The organism is Enterobacter cloacae complex sp. P1B, from assembly GCF_014982345.1.
In the GTDB taxonomy this organism is placed as follows: Bacteria; Pseudomonadota; Gammaproteobacteria; order Enterobacterales; family Enterobacteriaceae; genus Enterobacter; species Enterobacter bugandensis.
In genome coordinates this window covers 479,381-496,957 of record NZ_JADCLF010000006.1, presented here as the reverse complement: position 1 = coordinate 496,957, position 17,577 = coordinate 479,381, and the positions used below count along the sequence as shown (strand labels likewise).

At 54.8% G+C, this 17,577-nt stretch carries 22 protein-coding genes; 10 read left to right on the top strand and 12 right to left on the bottom strand.

Going from position 1 to position 17,577, the window contains the following annotated elements; all coding sequences use genetic code 11:
* The first annotated feature begins 118 nt into the window (after positions 1–118).
* The 3 genes from arcB (at position 119) to mtgA (ending at position 4,060) form a co-directional block, all read left to right on the top strand.
* The gene (gene arcB, locus INF77_RS07085) at positions 119–2,452 is read left to right on the top strand and encodes an aerobic respiration two-component sensor histidine kinase ArcB (protein ID WP_193532312.1); all 2,334 of its coding nucleotides are present in this window, start codon (positions 119–121) and stop codon (positions 2,450–2,452) included.
* A gap of 232 nt (positions 2,453–2,684) precedes the next feature.
* Positions 2,685–3,338 (top strand): isoprenoid biosynthesis glyoxalase ElbB, encoded by a 654-nt coding sequence (gene elbB, locus INF77_RS07080; protein ID WP_047364720.1) that lies wholly within the window; start codon positions 2,685–2,687, stop codon positions 3,336–3,338.
* Positions 3,335–4,060, top strand: a complete 726-nt coding sequence (gene mtgA, locus INF77_RS07075; RefSeq protein ID WP_126817009.1) for a monofunctional biosynthetic peptidoglycan transglycosylase — start codon at positions 3,335–3,337, stop codon at positions 4,058–4,060. Before elbB ends, mtgA begins: the two co-directional genes overlap by 4 nt.
* A 38-nt stretch (positions 4,061–4,098) precedes the next feature.
* On the opposite strand, the gene npr is transcribed toward mtgA, so the two are convergent.
* The 11 genes from npr to INF77_RS07020 form a co-directional block, all read right to left on the bottom strand.
* A complete protein-coding gene (gene npr / locus INF77_RS07070) occupies positions 4,099–4,371 on the bottom strand; it encodes a PTS phosphocarrier protein NPr (protein WP_025756690.1) in 273 nt (90 codons plus the stop codon).
* Positions 4,368–5,222, bottom strand: coding sequence for an RNase adapter RapZ (rapZ, locus tag INF77_RS07065; RefSeq protein WP_014885397.1), 855 nt, complete (start codon positions 5,220–5,222; stop codon positions 4,368–4,370). Before rapZ ends, npr begins: the two co-directional genes overlap by 4 nt.
* 45 nt (positions 5,223–5,267) lie before the next feature.
* On the bottom strand, positions 5,268–5,759 hold the full coding sequence (gene ptsN / locus INF77_RS07060; protein ID WP_008501443.1) for a PTS IIA-like nitrogen regulatory protein PtsN: 492 nt from the start codon (positions 5,757–5,759) through the stop codon (positions 5,268–5,270).
* A gap of 82 nt (positions 5,760–5,841) precedes the next feature.
* Positions 5,842–6,129 carry a ribosome hibernation promoting factor gene (hpf, locus tag INF77_RS07055; protein WP_014171818.1) on the bottom strand — a complete coding sequence of 96 codons (288 nt, stop codon included), beginning with the start codon at positions 6,127–6,129 and terminating at the stop codon, positions 5,842–5,844.
* A 22-nt stretch (positions 6,130–6,151) separates the two neighbouring features.
* Positions 6,152–7,585, bottom strand: coding sequence for an RNA polymerase factor sigma-54 (rpoN, locus tag INF77_RS07050; RefSeq protein ID WP_028014571.1), 1,434 nt, complete (start codon positions 7,583–7,585; stop codon positions 6,152–6,154).
* Positions 7,586–7,632: 47 nt separating this feature from the next.
* Positions 7,633–8,358 (bottom strand): LPS export ABC transporter ATP-binding protein, encoded by a 726-nt coding sequence (gene lptB, locus INF77_RS07045; protein WP_028014570.1) that lies wholly within the window; start codon positions 8,356–8,358, stop codon positions 7,633–7,635.
* Positions 8,359–8,364: 6 nt separating this feature from the next.
* On the bottom strand, positions 8,365–8,919 hold the full coding sequence (lptA, locus tag INF77_RS07040; RefSeq protein ID WP_028014569.1) for a lipopolysaccharide ABC transporter substrate-binding protein LptA: 555 nt from the start codon (positions 8,917–8,919) through the stop codon (positions 8,365–8,367).
* Positions 8,888–9,463, bottom strand: a complete 576-nt coding sequence (gene lptC / locus INF77_RS07035; protein WP_028014568.1) for an LPS export ABC transporter periplasmic protein LptC — start codon at positions 9,461–9,463, stop codon at positions 8,888–8,890. Before lptC ends, lptA begins: the two co-directional genes overlap by 32 nt.
* The gene (gene kdsC / locus INF77_RS07030; RefSeq protein WP_193532313.1) at positions 9,460–10,026 is read right to left on the bottom strand and encodes a 3-deoxy-manno-octulosonate-8-phosphatase KdsC; all 567 of its coding nucleotides are present in this window, start codon (positions 10,024–10,026) and stop codon (positions 9,460–9,462) included. The genes lptC and kdsC overlap by 4 nt, the downstream gene beginning before the upstream one ends.
* Before the next feature lie 14 nt (positions 10,027–10,040).
* A complete protein-coding gene (gene kdsD, locus INF77_RS07025; RefSeq protein WP_028014567.1) occupies positions 10,041–11,027 on the bottom strand; it encodes an arabinose-5-phosphate isomerase KdsD in 987 nt (328 codons plus the stop codon).
* A gap of 13 nt (positions 11,028–11,040) precedes the next feature.
* Positions 11,041–12,018 (bottom strand): calcium/sodium antiporter, encoded by a 978-nt coding sequence (locus tag INF77_RS07020; protein ID WP_028014566.1) that lies wholly within the window; start codon positions 12,016–12,018, stop codon positions 11,041–11,043.
* Positions 12,019–12,245: 227 nt separating this feature from the next.
* Between INF77_RS07020 and mlaF the strand changes: the two genes are divergently transcribed.
* The 7 genes from mlaF to murA all read left to right on the top strand — a co-directional run bounded on the left by mlaF (position 12,246) and on the right by murA (position 17,038).
* Positions 12,246–13,058 carry a phospholipid ABC transporter ATP-binding protein MlaF gene (gene mlaF / locus INF77_RS07015; protein ID WP_028014565.1) on the top strand — a complete coding sequence of 271 codons (813 nt, stop codon included), beginning with the start codon at positions 12,246–12,248 and terminating at the stop codon, positions 13,056–13,058.
* 7 nt (positions 13,059–13,065) lie between these two features.
* Positions 13,066–13,848: a lipid asymmetry maintenance ABC transporter permease subunit MlaE gene (gene mlaE / locus INF77_RS07010; RefSeq protein WP_045630729.1), complete on the top strand. Its 783-nt coding sequence runs from the start codon at positions 13,066–13,068 to the stop codon at positions 13,846–13,848.
* Between the two features lie 4 nt (positions 13,849–13,852).
* On the top strand, positions 13,853–14,401 hold the full coding sequence (gene mlaD, locus INF77_RS07005) for an outer membrane lipid asymmetry maintenance protein MlaD (protein WP_041911946.1): 549 nt from the start codon (positions 13,853–13,855) through the stop codon (positions 14,399–14,401).
* 17 nt (positions 14,402–14,418) lie between these two features.
* Complete coding sequence (gene mlaC / locus INF77_RS07000) at positions 14,419–15,054, top strand: phospholipid-binding protein MlaC (RefSeq protein ID WP_047367051.1); 636 nt, start codon at positions 14,419–14,421, stop codon at positions 15,052–15,054.
* Positions 15,054–15,347: a lipid asymmetry maintenance protein MlaB gene (gene mlaB, locus INF77_RS06995; protein WP_045630728.1), complete on the top strand. Its 294-nt coding sequence runs from the start codon at positions 15,054–15,056 to the stop codon at positions 15,345–15,347. Before mlaC ends, mlaB begins: the two co-directional genes overlap by 1 nt.
* Positions 15,348–15,473: 126 nt before the next feature.
* The gene (gene ibaG / locus INF77_RS06990; protein ID WP_008501458.1) at positions 15,474–15,728 is read left to right on the top strand and encodes a BolA family iron metabolism protein IbaG; all 255 of its coding nucleotides are present in this window, start codon (positions 15,474–15,476) and stop codon (positions 15,726–15,728) included.
* A 50-nt stretch (positions 15,729–15,778) separates the two neighbouring features.
* Positions 15,779–17,038, top strand: a complete 1,260-nt coding sequence (gene murA, locus INF77_RS06985; protein WP_193532314.1) for a UDP-N-acetylglucosamine 1-carboxyvinyltransferase — start codon at positions 15,779–15,781, stop codon at positions 17,036–17,038.
* 61 nt (positions 17,039–17,099) lie between these two features.
* On the opposite strand, the gene sfsB is transcribed toward murA, so the two are convergent.
* Positions 17,100–17,387, bottom strand: coding sequence for a DNA-binding transcriptional regulator SfsB (gene sfsB, locus INF77_RS06980; RefSeq protein WP_028014559.1), 288 nt, complete (start codon positions 17,385–17,387; stop codon positions 17,100–17,102).
* Positions 17,388–17,577 lie beyond the last annotated feature (190 nt).

The following is a 17,577-nucleotide window of genomic DNA, read 5'->3' as shown; positions in this document are numbered from 1 at the left end:
CCGGTGAACCGGAGGCGAGGCTAATCTCCTGTTTCACCCCGCACTTTTTCTCACAACCTTCAACGTCCCGCCTCGAATTTGAGTATTATTGAGCGATAAAGTCGTGAAGGGATCCTCTATGAAGCAAATTCGAATGCTAGCCCAGTACTACGTCGACCTGATGATGAAGCTTGGGCTGGTGCGTTTCTCCATGCTGCTGGCGCTGGCGCTGGTCGTTCTGGCGATTGTCGTGCAGATGGCCGTTACGATGGTTCTGCATGGTCAGGTCGAGAGTATCGACGTTATCCGCTCTATCTTCTTCGGCCTGCTCATTACCCCCTGGGCGGTCTATTTCCTTTCCGTGGTGGTCGAGCAGTTGGAGGAGTCCCGACAGCGCTTATCAAAACTGGTCGATAAGCTGGAGGAGATGCGCGAGCGCGACCTGAAGCTCAACGTTCAGCTTAAAGACAACATTGCTCAGTTGAATCAGGAAATTTCAGATCGTGAGAAGGCGGAGGCAGAGCGTCAGGCCACGCTGGAACAGCTGAAAATCGAAATGAAAGAGCGCGAGGTGACGCAGATCCAGCTTGAGCAGCAATCCTCCTTCCTGCGTTCGTTCCTGGACGCTTCGCCGGATCTGGTATTCTACCGTAACGAAGATAAAGAATTTTCAGGCTGTAACCGCGCGATGGAGCTCCTGACCGGGAAAAGCGAGAAGCAGCTGATTCACCTCAAGCCGCAGGACGTTTACTCCGAAGAGGCGGCCGCCAAGGTCATGGAGACGGATGAAAAAGTGTTCCGCCATAACGTCTCGCTGACCTACGAACAGTGGCTGGATTACCCGGACGGGCGCAAAGCCTGCTTTGAGATCCGTAAGGTGCCGTACTATGACCGCGTCGGGAAGCGCCACGGCCTGATGGGCTTCGGCCGTGATATTACCGAGCGTAAGCGCTATCAGGATGCGCTGGAGCGCGCCAGTCGCGACAAGACCACCTTCATCTCCACCATCAGCCATGAGCTTCGTACGCCGCTTAACGGCATTGTGGGGCTGAGCCGCATTCTGCTGGATACCGACCTGACCGCAGAGCAGGAAAAATACCTCAAAACGATTCACGTCTCGGCGGTCACGCTGGGTAATATCTTCAACGATATTATTGACATGGATAAGATGGAGCGCCGAAAGGTTCAGCTTGATAACCAGCCGGTTGATTTCACCAGCTTCCTTGCCGATCTGGAAAACTTGTCTGGTCTGCAGGCCCAGCAGAAGGGGCTCAATTTTGTCATGGAGCCCACCCTGCCGCTGCCGCATAAAGTGATTACCGACGGCACGCGCCTGCGTCAGATCCTGTGGAACCTCATCAGCAACGCGGTGAAATTTACCCAGAAGGGGCAGGTGGTGGTGCGTATTCGCTATGACGACGGCGACATGCTGCACTTCGAGGTGGAGGACTCCGGGATTGGTATTCCGCAGGAGGAGCAGGACAAGATTTTCGCGATGTACTACCAGGTGAAGGACAGCAACGGTGGAAAACCGGCCACTGGTACCGGAATCGGCCTGGCGGTGTCTAAGCGGCTGGCGAAGAGCATGGGTGGTGACATCACCGTTGCCAGCCAGGCGGGCAAAGGGTCAACCTTCACGCTGACGGTGCATGCGCCGGCGGTGGCGGAAGAGGTAGAGGATACCTTTGAAAACGACGATATGCCGCTGCCTGCGCTGCACGTCCTGCTGGTGGAGGATATTGAGCTTAACGTGATTGTAGCGCGCTCGGTGCTGGAAAAACTGGGCAACAGCGTGGATGTCGCGATGACCGGTAAAGCCGCGCTGGAGATGTTTACACCGGGTGAATATGACCTCGTTCTGCTGGATATCCAGTTGCCGGATATGACCGGGCTGGATATCTCGCGTGAACTGACGCGTCAGTACGCGGCTGATGAACTGCCGCCGCTGGTGGCGCTGACGGCGAACGTGCTGAAAGATAAAAAAGAGTATCTCGACGCCGGTATGGACGATGTACTCAGCAAGCCTCTGGCGGTGCCTGCTCTGACCGCCATGATCAAGAAGTTCTGGGATACCCACGATGAAGAGGAGAGCACCATGACGTCTGTTGATAGCGCAAAAGCCCAAACGATACTCGATACCGCGATGCTGGAGCAGTATATCGATCTGGTCGGCCCGAAACTGATTACCGACGGCCTGGCGGTGTTTGAAAAAATGATGCCGGGTTATCTGAGCGTGCTGGAGTCAAACCTGACGGCGCGTGACCAGAAGGGCATCGTGGAAGAAGGGCATAAAATCAAAGGCGCAGCCGGCTCGGTCGGGTTACGCCACCTGCAGCAGCTGGGTCAACAGATTCAGTCGCCTGATTTACCAGCTTGGGAAGATAACGTTGGTGATTGGGTTGAAGAGATGAAACAAGAGTGGCAGAACGATGTTGCGGTGCTTAAAGCCTGGGTGGATGCCAGAAAAAAATGACCCCGGCTAGACCGGGGTGCGCGAATACTGCGCCAACACCAGGGAAATCGTGGCTGCGCCTGTTTTTTAAAGTAATTTTCTAATGGGCGCCGCCGTAAAAATTTAGGCCGCACGCAGATAAGATAGCAAATCTTAAATGGTTTGTTACATGAATCAGTGAAATGTGTGAAGCATAGCGTTTTAATCAAAATTATTAATGTGCTTCAGCGAGTTGCAAAGAAGGATCGTCAAGATGAAAAAAATTGGTGTTGTCCTGAGCGGATGCGGTGTTTTTGATGGTTCAGAAATACATGAAGCCGTAATCACGCTGCTGGCCCTGACGAAACAGGGAGCAGAGGTTATCTGTTTTGCGCCCGACAAAAATCAGTCGGATGTGATTAACCATCTGACCGGCGAGCCGATGGCCGAAACGCGTAACGTGCTGATTGAAGCCGCGCGTATTGCCCGGGGAGAGATTCATCCGCTGGCGAAGGCAGATGCCGCTGAACTGGATGCGCTCATTGTGCCGGGCGGCTTCGGCGCCGCGAAAAATCTCAGCACCTTTGCTGCCGAGGGTGCCGCATGCACGGTGGACCCTGATCTAAAAGCGCTGACGCTGGCGATGCATGCCGCGGGCAAGCCGCTGGGCTTTATCTGTATTGCACCAGCCATGCTGCCAAATATTTTCGATTTTCCGTTACGGCTGACGATCGGAACCGATATTGATACCGCAGAGGTCGTCGAGGATATGGGGGGCGAACACGTTCCGTGCCCGGTCGATGACATTGTGGTGGATGAAGACAACAAAGTTGTCACCACGCCCGCGTATATGCTGGCGAAGAATATTGCGGAAGCCGCCGTGGGCATTGAAAAGCTGGTCGCCCGAGTGCTGGTGCTGACGGAATGAGGCGTCAGTCTTCCGCAGGCGCATGGGTGAAACGCCTTCTTTTACGCATCGTTCTCGTCCTGGCGGTGTTCTGGGGAGGCGGGCTGGCCGTGTTCAGCATTTTGCCGGTACCGTTTTCAGCGGTCATGGTTGAGCGCCAGCTTAGCGCGTGGTTCTCCGGTGATTTCGGCTATGTTGCCCATTCTGACTGGGTGAGCATGGATGAAATTTCTCCTTTCATGGGGCTGGCGGTTATCGCGGCGGAAGACCAGAAATTCCCGGAGCACTGGGGGTTCGATGTGGCTGCGATTGAAAAGGCGCTGGCCCATAACGAACGTCACGAAAACCGTGTGCGCGGTGCGTCAACGCTGTCGCAGCAGACGGCTAAAAACCTGTTCCTGTGGGATGGCCGAAGCTGGGTGCGAAAAGGGCTGGAAGCGGGTCTGACCCTGGGAATGGAAACGGTCTGGAGCAAAAAGCGTATTCTGACCGTTTACCTTAATATCGCCGAGTTCGGCGACGGGGTATTTGGTGTCGAAGCTGCATCACAACGCTATTTTAATAAACCTGCCAGCAGGCTGAGCATGTCGGAGGCGGCGCTGCTCGCGGCTGTTCTGCCTAATCCTGTCCGCTTCAAGGCCAGCGCCCCGTCAGGGTACGTGCGAAGCCGTCAGGCGTGGATCATGCGCCAGATGCGCCAGCTGGGTGGGGAAGGGTTTATGGAGAGAAATGCGTTAATGTAGGGCGGGTAAGCGCAGCGCCACCCGCCAGAATAGCAGGCCTAATCTTCGTCGAACCCGGCGTTAAACAGCGCAACTACCGCTGCCAGAGCTTCCTCTTCCTGAGGACCGGTGGCTTCAACCTCAATCTGACGCCCTTTGGCGGAGTCCAGCATCAGCAGCGCAATTACGCTGTTGGCTTCCGCTTCGGTGCCTTCGTCATTACGCAGCAGCACTTCTGCATCGAAACCCTGCATCAGCTCAAACAGCTTCATCGCCGGGCGTGCATGCATGCCCAGCTTATTGGTGATCTCAACGGTTTGTTTTACGGTCATGTTTTACGTTTTTCCAGCGTGCGATGACGGGACTGAACGTTCTTACCGCGCGAGCGGAAATAGTCGGCCAGCTGTTCGGCGATGTAGACCGAACGATGTTTACCGCCGGTACAGCCAATCGCCACTGTCAGGTAGCTACGATTGTTTGTCTCCAGCATAGGTAACCATAGCTCAAGGTAGCTTCGCGTCTGGTAGATAAAATTGTGAACTTCTGTGTGTCGGTCGAGGAACGCCGCCACGGGCTTATCCAGACCGGTCATTGGACGCAGTTTAGGATCCCAGTGCGGGTTCGGCAGGAAGCGCACGTCGAAAACATAGTCCGCATCAATCGGAATACCGTGCTTAAAGCCGAAGGACTCGAACACCATCGTCAGCTCGCGCTCGCGTTTGCCCAGCAGCCGGGTTCGCAGCATTTCCGCCAGCTCGTGAACGGACATCTCTGAGGTGTCGACAATCAGATCGGCACGAGAGCGCAGCGGCTCAAGCAGATCGCTCTCTTCGTCGATGGCGCTCTCCAGCGAGAGATTCTTGCTGGAAAGCGGGTGCAGACGACGGGTGTCGCTGTAGCGGCGGATCAGGGTATTGCGGTCGGCATCAAGGAACAGCAGCTGAGGCGAGAACGCGTCAGGCAGGTTACTCATTGCCTGTTCGAAGATCTCTGGCGATTCCGGCATGTTACGAACGTCGATACTGACGGCGGCGGAGGTTTGTCTCTCCGCTAACGTGCGTGCCAGATCGGGCAATAACACGACCGGCAGGTTATCGACGCAGTAAAAACCCATGTCTTCCAGCGCGCGCAGAGCAACGGATTTCCCCGACCCTGAACGACCGCTGACAATCATCAGCACCATGTTCCGTTTCTCCTCAGGACAACAGATGTGAAGGCCATCACCTGGTTATGCGTCATCCTGATTGCCTTCTGCTTCAGTGATAATTTGATAAAGCTCTTCATCACTTTGGGCTGAGCGCAGTCGACGGCAGATGGTTTTATCCGCCAGACGTTTAGCAACCAGCGAAAGCGTATGCAGGTGGGTCTTGGTCTGGTCGGCAGGCACCAGCAGCGCGAAGAGGAGATCGACGGGCTGGTTATCAATGGCGTCAAAAGCGATTGGGGTTTCCAGCTGCACAAACACACCGACGGCACGCAGGGTATCCTCTTCCAGCTTGCCGTGCGGGATCGCGATGCCGTTGCCGATACCGGTACTGCCCATCTTTTCACGGGTCAGAATGGCTTCGAACACCACCTGCGGCGGCAGGCCCAGCTGTTTTGCAGCTAATTCACTGATGATCTCCAGCGCACGTTTTTTGCTCTGGCAGTGAACGGCACTGCGGGTACATTCCTGGTTAAGGACATTGCTCAGTTGAAGAGCGGAATCGTTGTTCATCATAATTTCACCTAAGCGCTAACTGTACAAATGGCCCGTTGTGTTTCACAACAGGCCGTCCTGCACCCGTTAACTGCCCGGACAATTAGTGTTGTTTCAGTTTATCTTTATGTTTATTGAGCTGTCGCGCAAGCTTGTCAATCAAGCCGTCGATAGCCGCGTACATGTCTTGCCCTTCCGCACTGGCATGGAGTTCACCCCCGTTAACATGCAGGGTTGCATCCGAGATATGAGTCACTTTCTCCACTTTTAACACAACGTAGACCTGATTGATCCTTTCGAAATACTGCTCGAGTTTCGCGAACTTAGCGTTCACGAAGTCACGTAAAGCCTCAGTAATCTCGACGTTATGTCCTGTGATATTGAGCTGCATAGTGTCTTCCTTATCGGTTGTGTCAGACCAGCTGTTTACGCTGGTTAGACGGCGGAATGGATAAAGACTCTCGATACTTCGCAACAGTACGACGTGCCACCATAATACCCTGATCGGACAGCATGGTGGTCAACTTACTGTCACTTAGTGGCTTCGCGGGATTCTCCGCGGCGATCAACTTCTTCACCAGGGCGCGAATCGCCGTTGAGGAGGCTTCGCCGCCACCCTCGGTGTTCACGTGGCTGGAGAAGAAATACTTAAGCTCAAAAATACCGCGCGGACTGTGCAGATACTTCTGCGTAGTAACGCGGGAAATAGTGGATTCATGCATCTCGACGGCCTGGGCGATATCCGCCAGCACCATCGGTTTCATATACTCTTCGCCCTGCTCAAAGAAGGCCTGCTGCTGTTCGACGATGCAGCGGCTCACGCGAAGCAGGGTATCATTCCGGCTCTCCAGGCTCTTGATCAGCCATCGCGCTTCCTGAAGATTGCTGCGAATGTATTGATTGTCGGAGTCGTTGCGCGCGCTGGTACACATGGAGGCGTACTGCTGGTTGATTTGCAGGCGAGGGATGCTGTCAGAGTTCAGTTCAACGACCCAGCGGTCATTGTGTTTTCTGACCAGCACGTCCGGGATAACGTACTCAGGTTCGCTGGTCTGGATCGACTGACCGGGACGCGGATCGAGGGACTGGATCAGATTTACCGCCTCTTTCAGCACCTCTTCCTTCAGGCGCGTCACGCGCATCAGGGTGCGGAAATCGTGGTTAGCCAGAAGATCCAGATGATCGCTGATGATTAAGCGTGCCTCGTCGAGCCACGGCGTCTCTTTGCTGAACTGAGAAAGCTGGATCAGCAGACAGTCTCGCAGATCCTTCGCGGCCACCCCGACCGGATCGAAGCGCTGAATGCGTTTCAGTACCGCTTCAATCTCCTCAATCTCAATCTCTTCATCGCCCATGCTTTCCAGAATGTCGTCCAGCGTGACGGTCAAATAACCGGTGTCATCAACGGCGTCGACAATCGAGGTGGCAATGGCGCGGTCGGTATCGGAGAAGGGGGTAAGCTCTACCTGCCACATCAGGTAATCCTGCAGCGACTGGGTGGTTTCGCCCTGGTAGACCGGTAGCTCGTCGTCCTGGTAGTCTGCACGCGTGCCGGAAGGGGTACCGGCAGTATAGATTTCATCCCAGCTGGCATCCAGCGGAAGCTCGTCCGGCATCTCTTTTTGTTCGAGTGCATCCGCGGTGTCGAGTGCTTCTGTGTCCTGTGACTGCTGGGTATCTACCTCGTCATGAAGATCGGCTTGCTCCAGCAGGGGATTGCTGTCCAGCGCCTGCTGGAGCTCCTGCTGGAGTTCTAAGGTGGACAGTTGCAACAGACGAATTGCCTGCTGTAACTGCGGCGTCATCGCCAGTTGTTGGCTGAGCCTTAATTGCAAACCTTGCTTCATGTTCAGAGCATTTTTCTCCGGTTCGGCGTTACGTTACCTCTACCCTATCAGAGTCTGAAGTCTTCCCCAAGATAGACGCGCTTAACATGATCGTCTTCGAGGATCTGCTGCGGCGTACCGTGAGCGATCAGATTGCCCTGGCTCACGATATACGCGCGTTCACATACCGCCAGCGTTTCACGAACGTTGTGGTCGGTGATCAGCACGCCAAGTCCGCTGTCACGCAGATGCTCGATAATGCGTTTAATGTCGATAACGGAGATCGGGTCAACGCCCGCAAACGGTTCATCCAGAAGGATAAACTTCGGATTGGCGGCCAGCGCGCGCGCAATCTCAACACGACGGCGTTCCCCCCCGGACAAGGCCTGGCCCAGGCTGTCGCGCAGGTGTTCGATATGAAACTCTTCCATCAGCTCGTTGGCGCGATCCTGACGCTGTTCGTTGGTCAGGTCGTCGCGAATTTGCAGGACCGCCATCAGGTTATCAAAGACGCTCAGACGACGGAAAATAGAGGCTTCCTGCGGCAGATAGCCGATGCCACGGCGCGCGCGGGCGTGCAGCGGCAGCAGGCTGATATCTTCATCGTCAATAATAATGTTGCCGGCATCGCGCGGCACAATACCCACCACCATGTAGAAGGTGGTGGTTTTACCCGCACCGTTCGGGCCAAGCAGGCCCACAATTTCGCCGGAGTTGACGGTCAGACTGACATCTTCTACGACACGGCGGCCCTTATAGGCCTTCGCGAGATTTTTTGCAGTTAATGTTGCCATAGCGAATTAGTTACTCTTCTTCTGTGCCGGGGCCTGGCCCTTGCCTTTGTCCTGCAGCTGCGACGGAACCAGCACGGTGGTTACGCGTTTGCCTTTCTCGCTGGAGGCCTGCATTTTTTGCTCTTTCACCAGATAGGTAATCTGGTCACCGGTAATATTGCTGTCCAGCTGTTCCAGATACGCGTTTCCGGTCAGGATGACCAGGTCCTTCGCCAGCTCATAGTGCATATGCGAGGCGTGGCCCTTCACCGGCTTGCCGTTGTCCTGCATCTGGTAGAAGGTGGCCGGGTTGCCGTAACCATCAATGATCTCTTTGCCCTGCTCGCCGCCCGGACGGGTAACGACCACTTTATCGGCGTTAATTTTGATGGTCCCCTGAGTCATGACGACGTTACCCGTGAAGGTGACGACGTTACCCTGCATATCGAGAGACTGGGTGTCGGACTCGATATGGATCGGCTGGTCGGTATCGCCCGTTACAGCAAGCGCGGGGAGACTGGCCGCCAGCATCGCGCTGGCGATAATTACTTTAAGGCTGAGTTTGTTTGTTTTGAATTTCATAGGAGGTTCTAACCTTTTCAATCAGCTCGGCGTTCTTGCTGCGTAAGTTCCCGCGCATTCTTAAACCGCTGGAATTAAATGTTGTGCCATACAGTGTGACTAGATCCTGCGACGTCACGTCCTGGGTTACCAGGTTGATCTGGGCATTATCCGTCGTAATTTTTCGCAGTTGCGAGTCAGCGGTCAGGGCGTTGACTTCAACGTGGCCATACAGATAAAGCATACGGTCATTTGTCAGTTTGGCCCGATCTGACTTAATTGACCACGTCGGCACTTTGTCTTTATCGAAAGTGGTCATGACAGGTTGGGTAAACCACGAAACGCCGTCATCGGAAAAGTATTCAACGTGCTGGGCAATCAGGCGATAATTCAGCGCACCTTCCGGGCTATAGACCACGGTGTCGCTGTGATCGCTTTTATAGGTTGGATCGTTATTGTTGACGACTTCCGTTTGCGTATCGTCGCGATCGGCAAGGTTCACGCCAATCAATACCAGTGCGACAAGCGAAAGCAGAATGATAACCCAACGTCTGGTTTTACTCATATCGATTGCCCTTTGGCTTCATCAAGCTTGCCCTGCGCCAGCAGAAGCAGATCGCAGACTTCACGGACGGCACCCCGGCCACCGTTGATGTGGGTAACGTAGTCAGCGCGCGGGATCAACAGCGGATGAGCATCAGCAACCGCGATGCTGAGACCGACTTCAGCCATCACCGGCCAGTCAATCAGGTCGTCCCCGACGTAGGCCACGTTTTGCGGTGCGATAGCCAGTTTACCCAGTAAATCATTGAACGCTGCCATCTTATCGGATTGACCCTGGTAAAGATGGGTAATGCCTAAGGTTTCACAGCGGTCTTCTACCAGTTTAGCTTTTCGTCCGGTGATGATAGCAACCTCAATACCCGAGGTGAGCGCACAGCGGATACCGTAGCCGTCGCGAACGTTAAACGCTTTCAGCTCTTCACCATTATTGCCCATGTAAATCAGGCCATCGGAAAGTACGCCATCCACATCCAGAATGAGCAGACGAATATTTTCCGCCTTTGCCATCATCTGGGTACTGACCGGACCATAACAGGTTGCAAGGGATGCACCCGCATTACTCATTGTCTTATCCTTTATTACACTACGCCAGCGCGCAGCAGATCATGCATATGTACCACACCCAGCAACTGGTCGCCATCGGCAACCATAACGGAGGTGATATGGCGGGACTGCATCAGGTTCAGCACATCCACGGCCAGCGTTCCCGGACGCACGCGAATGCCGCCGGGCGTCATCACATCGGCAATGCCGAGCGTGCGGACATCTACACCCATGTCGAACACGCGACGCAGGTCGCCATCGGTGAAGATCCCCTGAATTTTCATCAGATCGTCGCACACGACCGTCATACCCAGATTCTTACGGGTGATTTCCAGCAGCGCATCACGCAGGGAGGCTTCTTTGCTGACGTGAGGGATCTCATCCCCGGTGTGCATAATATCGTTTACCCGCAGCAGCAGCTTGCGCCCCAGCGCGCCGCCCGGATGGGAGAGCGCGAAATCTTCCGGCGTAAAACCGCGGGCTTCAAGCAGCGCGACGGCAAGCGCATCGCCCATGACCAGCGCGGCGGTGGTGCTGGACGTTGGTGCCAGGCCGAGCGGGCAGGCCTCTTTCGGTACTTTAACGCACAGATGAATATCGGCCGCACGCGCCATGCTACTTTCCGGACGGCTGGTCATGCAAATCAGCGGCACCTGCAGACGCTTCAGTACGGGGATCAATGCCAGAATTTCATTGGACTCACCGGAGTTGGACAGCGCGATAACGACATCCTGCGGCGTGACCATCCCCAGGTCGCCGTGCGCGGCTTCCCCCGGGTGTACAAAGAAGGACGAGGTTCCGGTGCTGGCAAACGTTGCCGCCATTTTGCGCCCAATGTGGCCGGACTTGCCCATCCCCATCACCACGACTTTCCCGGCACAGTAGAATATCTTCTCACATGCCAGACTAAAATCCTGATTAATGTACTGATCTAACTGCGCCAGACCTTCACGTTCAATCTCCAGAACCTCTTTGCCTGCTTTCTGAAAGTCAAAACCCGGCTGCAATTCTATTTGCGACATAATGCGTTTCCGTTTACCCAGAGAGAAGAGGCGAGAGCCAGTACAGCATCGCCATCCATACGATAAATCCACCCGTCAGCAGCGCGCCTGCGCCTTTGCCGATCTGGCGTTGCCGCCGCCAGCAGAGCAGGGCAAATATCACGCTGACCAGCAACATCACCCCGTAATCGCGTGAAAACGCCAGAGGATTAAACGGCCCCGGCGTAATCAGAGCCGGCAGGCCCATGACAATCGCGATATTAAATATGTTGGAGCCGATGATATTACCAATGGCGATGTCATCTTCCCCTTTACGTGCCCCCGCAATGGCGGTGGCCAGCTCCGGCAGGCTGGTGCCGATAGCAATAACCGTCAGGCCAATCGTCAGTTCGCTCATGGCAAAATAGTTCGCCAGTACCGTCGCGTTATCCACGACCATGCGCGTTGCCATCGGCATGATGATCAGCGCAACGCCAAGCCAGAGGAGGGCGACCGGCAGCGTGCCTTCACGCGGGAGTTCGGCAACCTGTTCACGCGTCAGGCTATCCTGACCCTGTTTTTCCGCCTGGCGGGCAATTTTAACACTATACAGTAACCAGATGACGGCCAACGCCAGCAGGAAAATGCCGTCGCTATAGCTCAATACGCCATCATAAAATACGCACCCTGCCAGCAGGCTTACGACTAACATTAGCGGCAATTCACGGCGCAGAACATCAGAATGCACGCGAAATGGATGGAGCAGTGCCGCAAGGCCCAAAATCAGTAATATATTGACGATGTTAGAGCCAATCGCGGTGCCAATTGCCAGGTCTAACTGACCATGCAGCGACGCCGAGACGGAGACGATGATTTCAGGAAGTGACGTGCCAACGCTGACCACGGTCATCCCGATGACTACAGGCGGTACACCCGTCAGGCGACACAGGATAGATGCAGCAAAGACTAAACGGTCAGCACTGTAGACCACTAACAGTAAACCAATGATTAACAGTGCTGTTGCTAAAAGCATCAAAAGTCCTTTCTTCAGGTATACTTGTCGGTCCATCGCGCGGGAATGGCTGGACTGCATACGGTCTGAGGCGTAACGAATTCCTAATTTTGACTTTATGCGCCGGAAAAGTAAAACAAATGCCAGCTTTCGCTAACCTCAACGGCTAATATTCTGTAAAAATGCGGGGTTAAGGGCTGATTCAGGCTGCACGTCTTAACGTGAGCAGGGTAAGAAAGGAACTATAAATGAGCCAAACGATGGCGAATATCGTCGATGTCCGCGGTGTGAGTTTTTCTCGCGGCAATCGACTGATATTCGATGATATTTCGTTGACCGTACCGCGTGGCAAAATCACCGCCATCATGGGGCCGTCCGGGATCGGTAAAACGACCCTCCTGCGTCTTATTGGTGGTCAGATCCCACCGGATAGCGGTGAAATCCTCTTCGATGGCGAAAACGTCCCGGAGATGTCGCGCTCGCGCCTGTATACTGTCCGCAAACGTATGAGTATGCTCTTTCAGTCGGGGGCGTTGTTCACCGACATGAACGTCTTTGATAACGTGGCCTATCCGCTGCGCGAGCATACCAGCCTGCCGCCTGAGCTGCTGAAAAGCACGGTGATGATGAAGCTTGAAGCTGTGGGGTTGCGGGGAGCCGCGAAGCTAATGCCTTCGGAGCTGTCCGGCGGGATGGCGCGCCGCGCCGCGCTGGCGCGAGCCATTGCATTAGAGCCCGATTTAATCATGTTCGACGAACCGTTCGTCGGGCAGGATCCCATCACGATGGGCGTGCTGGTAAAGCTCATATCTGAACTGAACAGCGCGCTCGGCGTCACCTGTATCGTGGTGTCTCACGATGTACCGGAAGTGTTGAGCATTGCCGATTACGCCTATATCGTGGCGGACAAAAAGATCGTTGCACACGGCAGCGCCCAGGCGCTGCAGGAAAATTGCGATCCACGCGTGCGGCAGTTCCTCGACGGTATTGCTGACGGACCCGTACCGTTCCGCTACCCGGCGGGCGATTATCGTGACGATTTACTGGGAATAGGGAGTTAAGCCACTCATGCTGTTAAATGCGTTGGCCGCTCTCGGACACCGTGGCATAAAAACCATCAGGACGTTCGGGCGTGCCGGATTGATGTTATTCAACGCGCTGGTCGGCAAGCCGGAGTTTAGTAAGCACGCCCCTCTGCTGGTGCGTCAGCTTTATAATGTCGGCGTGCTGTCGATGCTCATCATTATTGTTTCCGGTCTGTTTATCGGCATGGTGCTGGGGCTGCAGGGCTACCTTGTTCTGACAACCTACAGTGCGGAAACCAGCCTCGGAATGCTGGTGGCGCTTTCGCTGCTGCGCGAATTGGGTCCGGTTGTGGCGGCACTGCTGTTCGCCGGGCGCGCTGGGTCGGCATTAACGGCTGAGATTGGCCTGATGCGTGCCACCGAGCAGCTATCCAGCATGGAAATGATGGCGGTCGATCCGCTGCGTCGCGTGATCTCGCCGCGTTTCTGGGCGGGGGTGATCTCGCTCCCGCTACTGACTATTCTGTTTGTCGCCGTGGGGATCTGGGGCGGTTCGCTGGTTGGGGTCAACTGGAAAGGCATCGATGCCGGCTTCTTCTGGTCCGCGATGCAGGACGCCATCGACCTGCGAATGGATCTGGTTAACTGCCTGATTAAAAGCGTGGTGTTTGCCATTACGGTCACCTGGATTGCATTGTTCAATGGTTACGATGCTATCCCGACGTCGGCGGGCATTAGCCGTGCAACTACACGTACTGTCGTACATTCGTCGCTGGCCGTACTGGGCCTGGATTTTGTGCTCACCGCACTGATGTTTGGGAATTGAGTTCATGCAAACGAGAAAAAATGAAATTTGGGTCGGCGTTTTCCTGCTGCTGGCGCTGCTGGCGGCGCTGTTTATCTGCCTGAGAGCGGCGGATATCACCTCAGTACGCACCGAGCCGACGTATCGCATCTATGCCACGTTCGATAACATCGGCGGGCTGAAGGCGCGTTCACCGGTCCGCATTGGCGGTGTGGTGATCGGCCGCGTATCTGACATTACGCTTGATGAGAAAACGTATCTGCCGCGCGTCGCGATGGATATCGAAGAACGTTACAACCACATTCCGGACACCAGCTCCCTTTCTATCCGTACTTCCGGCCTGCTGGGTGAACAATATCTGGCACTTAACGTCGGCTTTGAAGATCCTGAGCTGGGAACGACTATCCTTAAAGACGGTAGCGTTATCCAGGATACTAAGTCCGCGATGGTGCTGGAGGACATGATTGGTCAGTTCCTTTACAACAGTAAAGGGGATGATAAAAAGTCTGACGATGCCCCTGCGCAGAGTGAAGACCATACCAACGTTGCGCCGACCCCTGGTGCTGCGAATTAATTCAGGAGAAGTCATTCATGTTTAAACGACTGTTAATGGTTGCCATGCTGGTCATTGCCCCTCTCACTGCGGTACATGCTGCGGATCAGAGCAACCCGTACAAACTGATGGACGAAGCTGCGAAGAAAACCTTCGACCGTCTCAAAAACGAACAGCCAAAAATTCGCGCGAATCCTGACTATCTGCGTGACGTGGTTGACCAGGAACTGCTGCCGTATGTGCAGATCAAATATGCGGGAGCGCTGGTGCTGGGCCGCTATTACAAAGACGCGACGCCTGCGCAGCGTGAGGCCTATTTTGCCGCATTCCGTGAATACCTGAAGCAGGCGTATGGTCAGGCGCTGGCGATGTACCACGGTCAGACCTATCAGATCGCCCCGGAGCAGCCGCTGGGTGATGCGACCATCGTGCCTATTCGCGTAACGATCATCGATCCTAACGGCCGTCCGCCGGTGCGCCTGGATTTCCAGTGGCGTAAAAACAGCCAGACCGGCCACTGGCAGGCGTATGACATGATCGCCGAAGGCGTAAGCATGATCACCACCAAGCAGAACGAGTGGAGCGACCTGCTGCGCACCAAGGGCATTGATGGCCTGACCGCACAGCTGCAGTCCATTGCTCGTCAGAAAATTACCCTGGACGAGAAGAAGTAATGTCGCAGCAACTTCGCTGGTCGCGTGAAGGTGAGACGTTAAGGCTGTCCGGTGAGCTGGACCAGGATCTGCTGAACCCACTGTGGGATAAACGCCATGAGGCGATGCAGGGCGTGACGCTTATCGACTTAACCGACGTCACGCGGGTGGATACGGCAGGCGTTGCGCTGCTCGCCCATCTGGTTGCCGTGGGCAAAAAGCAGGGAACAAGCGTCATGCTTCATGGCGCGAGTGACAATGTCGTTACCCTTGCGCAACTCTACAATCTGCCTCAGGATGTACTGCCTCGTTAATATTTTCAGTGCGTTACTTCTGAAAGCCCTGACAGTTTCATCGTCGGGGCTTTTTGCTTGTTTAAGACGACGCCACTTTGCTCTAAGATGTTGGGCTTGTTTTCACTATCAGATGATTAAGAGCCCATGGAAAATCATGAAATCCAGACAGTGCTGATGAATGCACTCTCCCTTCAGGAAGCCCACGTCACTGGCGATGGCAGTCACTTCCAGGTTATTGCTGTGGGTGAGATGTTCGACGGTATGAGCCGTGTGAAGAAGCAGCAGGCTGTGTACGCGCCGCTGATGGAATATATTGCGGATAACCGCATCCACGCCCTGTCGATTAAAGCGTTCACCCCGCAAGAGTGGGCACGCGATCGCAAACTAAACGGTTTTTGAGCTGAGGGCGACAGGCCCGCAGCACGGTTGAATTTATAAGAGAGCACACAATGGATAAATTTCGTGTACAGGGGCCAACGCGTCTCCAGGGCGAAGTCACAATTTCTGGCGCGAAGAACGCCGCGCTGCCAATCCTCTTTGCTGCGCTGCTCGCGGAAGAGCCGGTAGAAATTCAGAACGTACCGAAGCTGAAAGATATCGACACGACCATGAAGTTGCTCACCCAGTTGGGCACTAAAGTTGAGCGCAACGGTTCCGTCTGGATCGACGCCAGCAACGTGAACAACTTCTCTGCGCCTTACGATCTGGTGAAAACCATGCGTGCATCTATCTGGGCGCTTGGCCCGCTGGTGGCACGTTTCGGTCAGGGTCAGGTTTCGCTGCCGGGCGGTTGCGCCATCGGCGCGCGTCCTGTTGACCTGCATATCTTTGGCCTGGAGAAACTGGGCGCAGAGATCAAGCTGGAAGAGGGTTACGTTAAGGCCTCCGTCAACGGTCGTCTGAAAGGCGCGCACATTGTCATGGACAAAGTGAGCGTAGGCGCTACCGTCACCATCATGTCTGCGGCAACGCTGGCAGAAGGTACCACCATCATCGAAAACGCCGCGCGCGAACCGGAGATCGTGGATACCGCCAATTTCCTCGTGGCGCTGGGCGCGAAGATTTCCGGCCAGGGTACTGACCGCATCACCATTGAAGGCGTTGAGCGTCTGGGCGGTGGTGTGTATCGCGTTCTGCCGGACCGTATCGAAACAGGCACCTTCCTGGTGGCTGCGGCGATCTCTGGCGGTAAGATTGTCTGCCGTAATGCACAGCCAGACACTCTGGATGCCGTTCTGGCGAAGCTGCGTGAAGCGGGTGCCGATGTTGAAACCGGTGAAGACTGGATCAGCCTCGACATGCACGACAAGCGTCCTAAAGCGGTGACCGTGCGTACGGCTCCGCATCCGGCATTCCCGACCGATATGCAGGCACAGTTCACTCTGCTGAACCTGGTTGCCGAAGGAACCGGTGTGATTACCGAGACGATTTTCGAAAACCGTTTTATGCACGTACCTGAACTGATCCGTATGGGTGCACATGCTGAGATCGAAAGTAACACCGTGATTTGCCATGGCGTTGAGAAACTGTCCGGTGCTCAGGTAATGGCAACGGATCTGCGTGCGTCTGCAAGCCTGGTGCTGGCGGGCTGTATCGCGGAAGGCACAACGGTGGTGGATCGTATTTATCACATCGATCGTGGCTATGAACGTATTGAAGACAAACTGCGCGCGCTGGGTGCCAATATCGAGCGTGTGAAGGGCGAGTAATCGTTCCGGCAGCCCCCTGCCAGAAATGACCGGGGGGTTGCTATTCCTGTCAAAAAAACCGTTATCCCTGCGGTTCTGTTTTTGCTTTTCTCTGGCGCATCATGCGCGTTCTGTCGATAAATTCATGAGTAACAGGATCGTGATAACGTGAAGGCCAGATCACCCACGGGTGCGTCTCCAGCGCCGTCGCGATAATCAATTCTCCCTTTGGCCAGGGGCGGGTCAGGGCGTTGGCCAGGGTGGAAGAACTCAGACCATGGCGGCGGGACTCTGCTGCAAGTGACGTACCTCTTTTGCGCAGTGCCGCAATGATATCTGCCGTATGCCAGTCGATAAATTTCGTATCCATAACGCTGTCCTTAAGTTCGGATTCACCTACGCCGTTTCTTCTGAAACGACTGGCTTACTATACCCATTTCGACTTCTTGTTCTAAAAAGTTCGCGTTACTTGAAGGGATATTCAGAATAAGACATGGCTTTATTCATGCGGGCTCTAACCCGATTCATTTACATGAATGTGGAATTTACTGGTGCGTTTT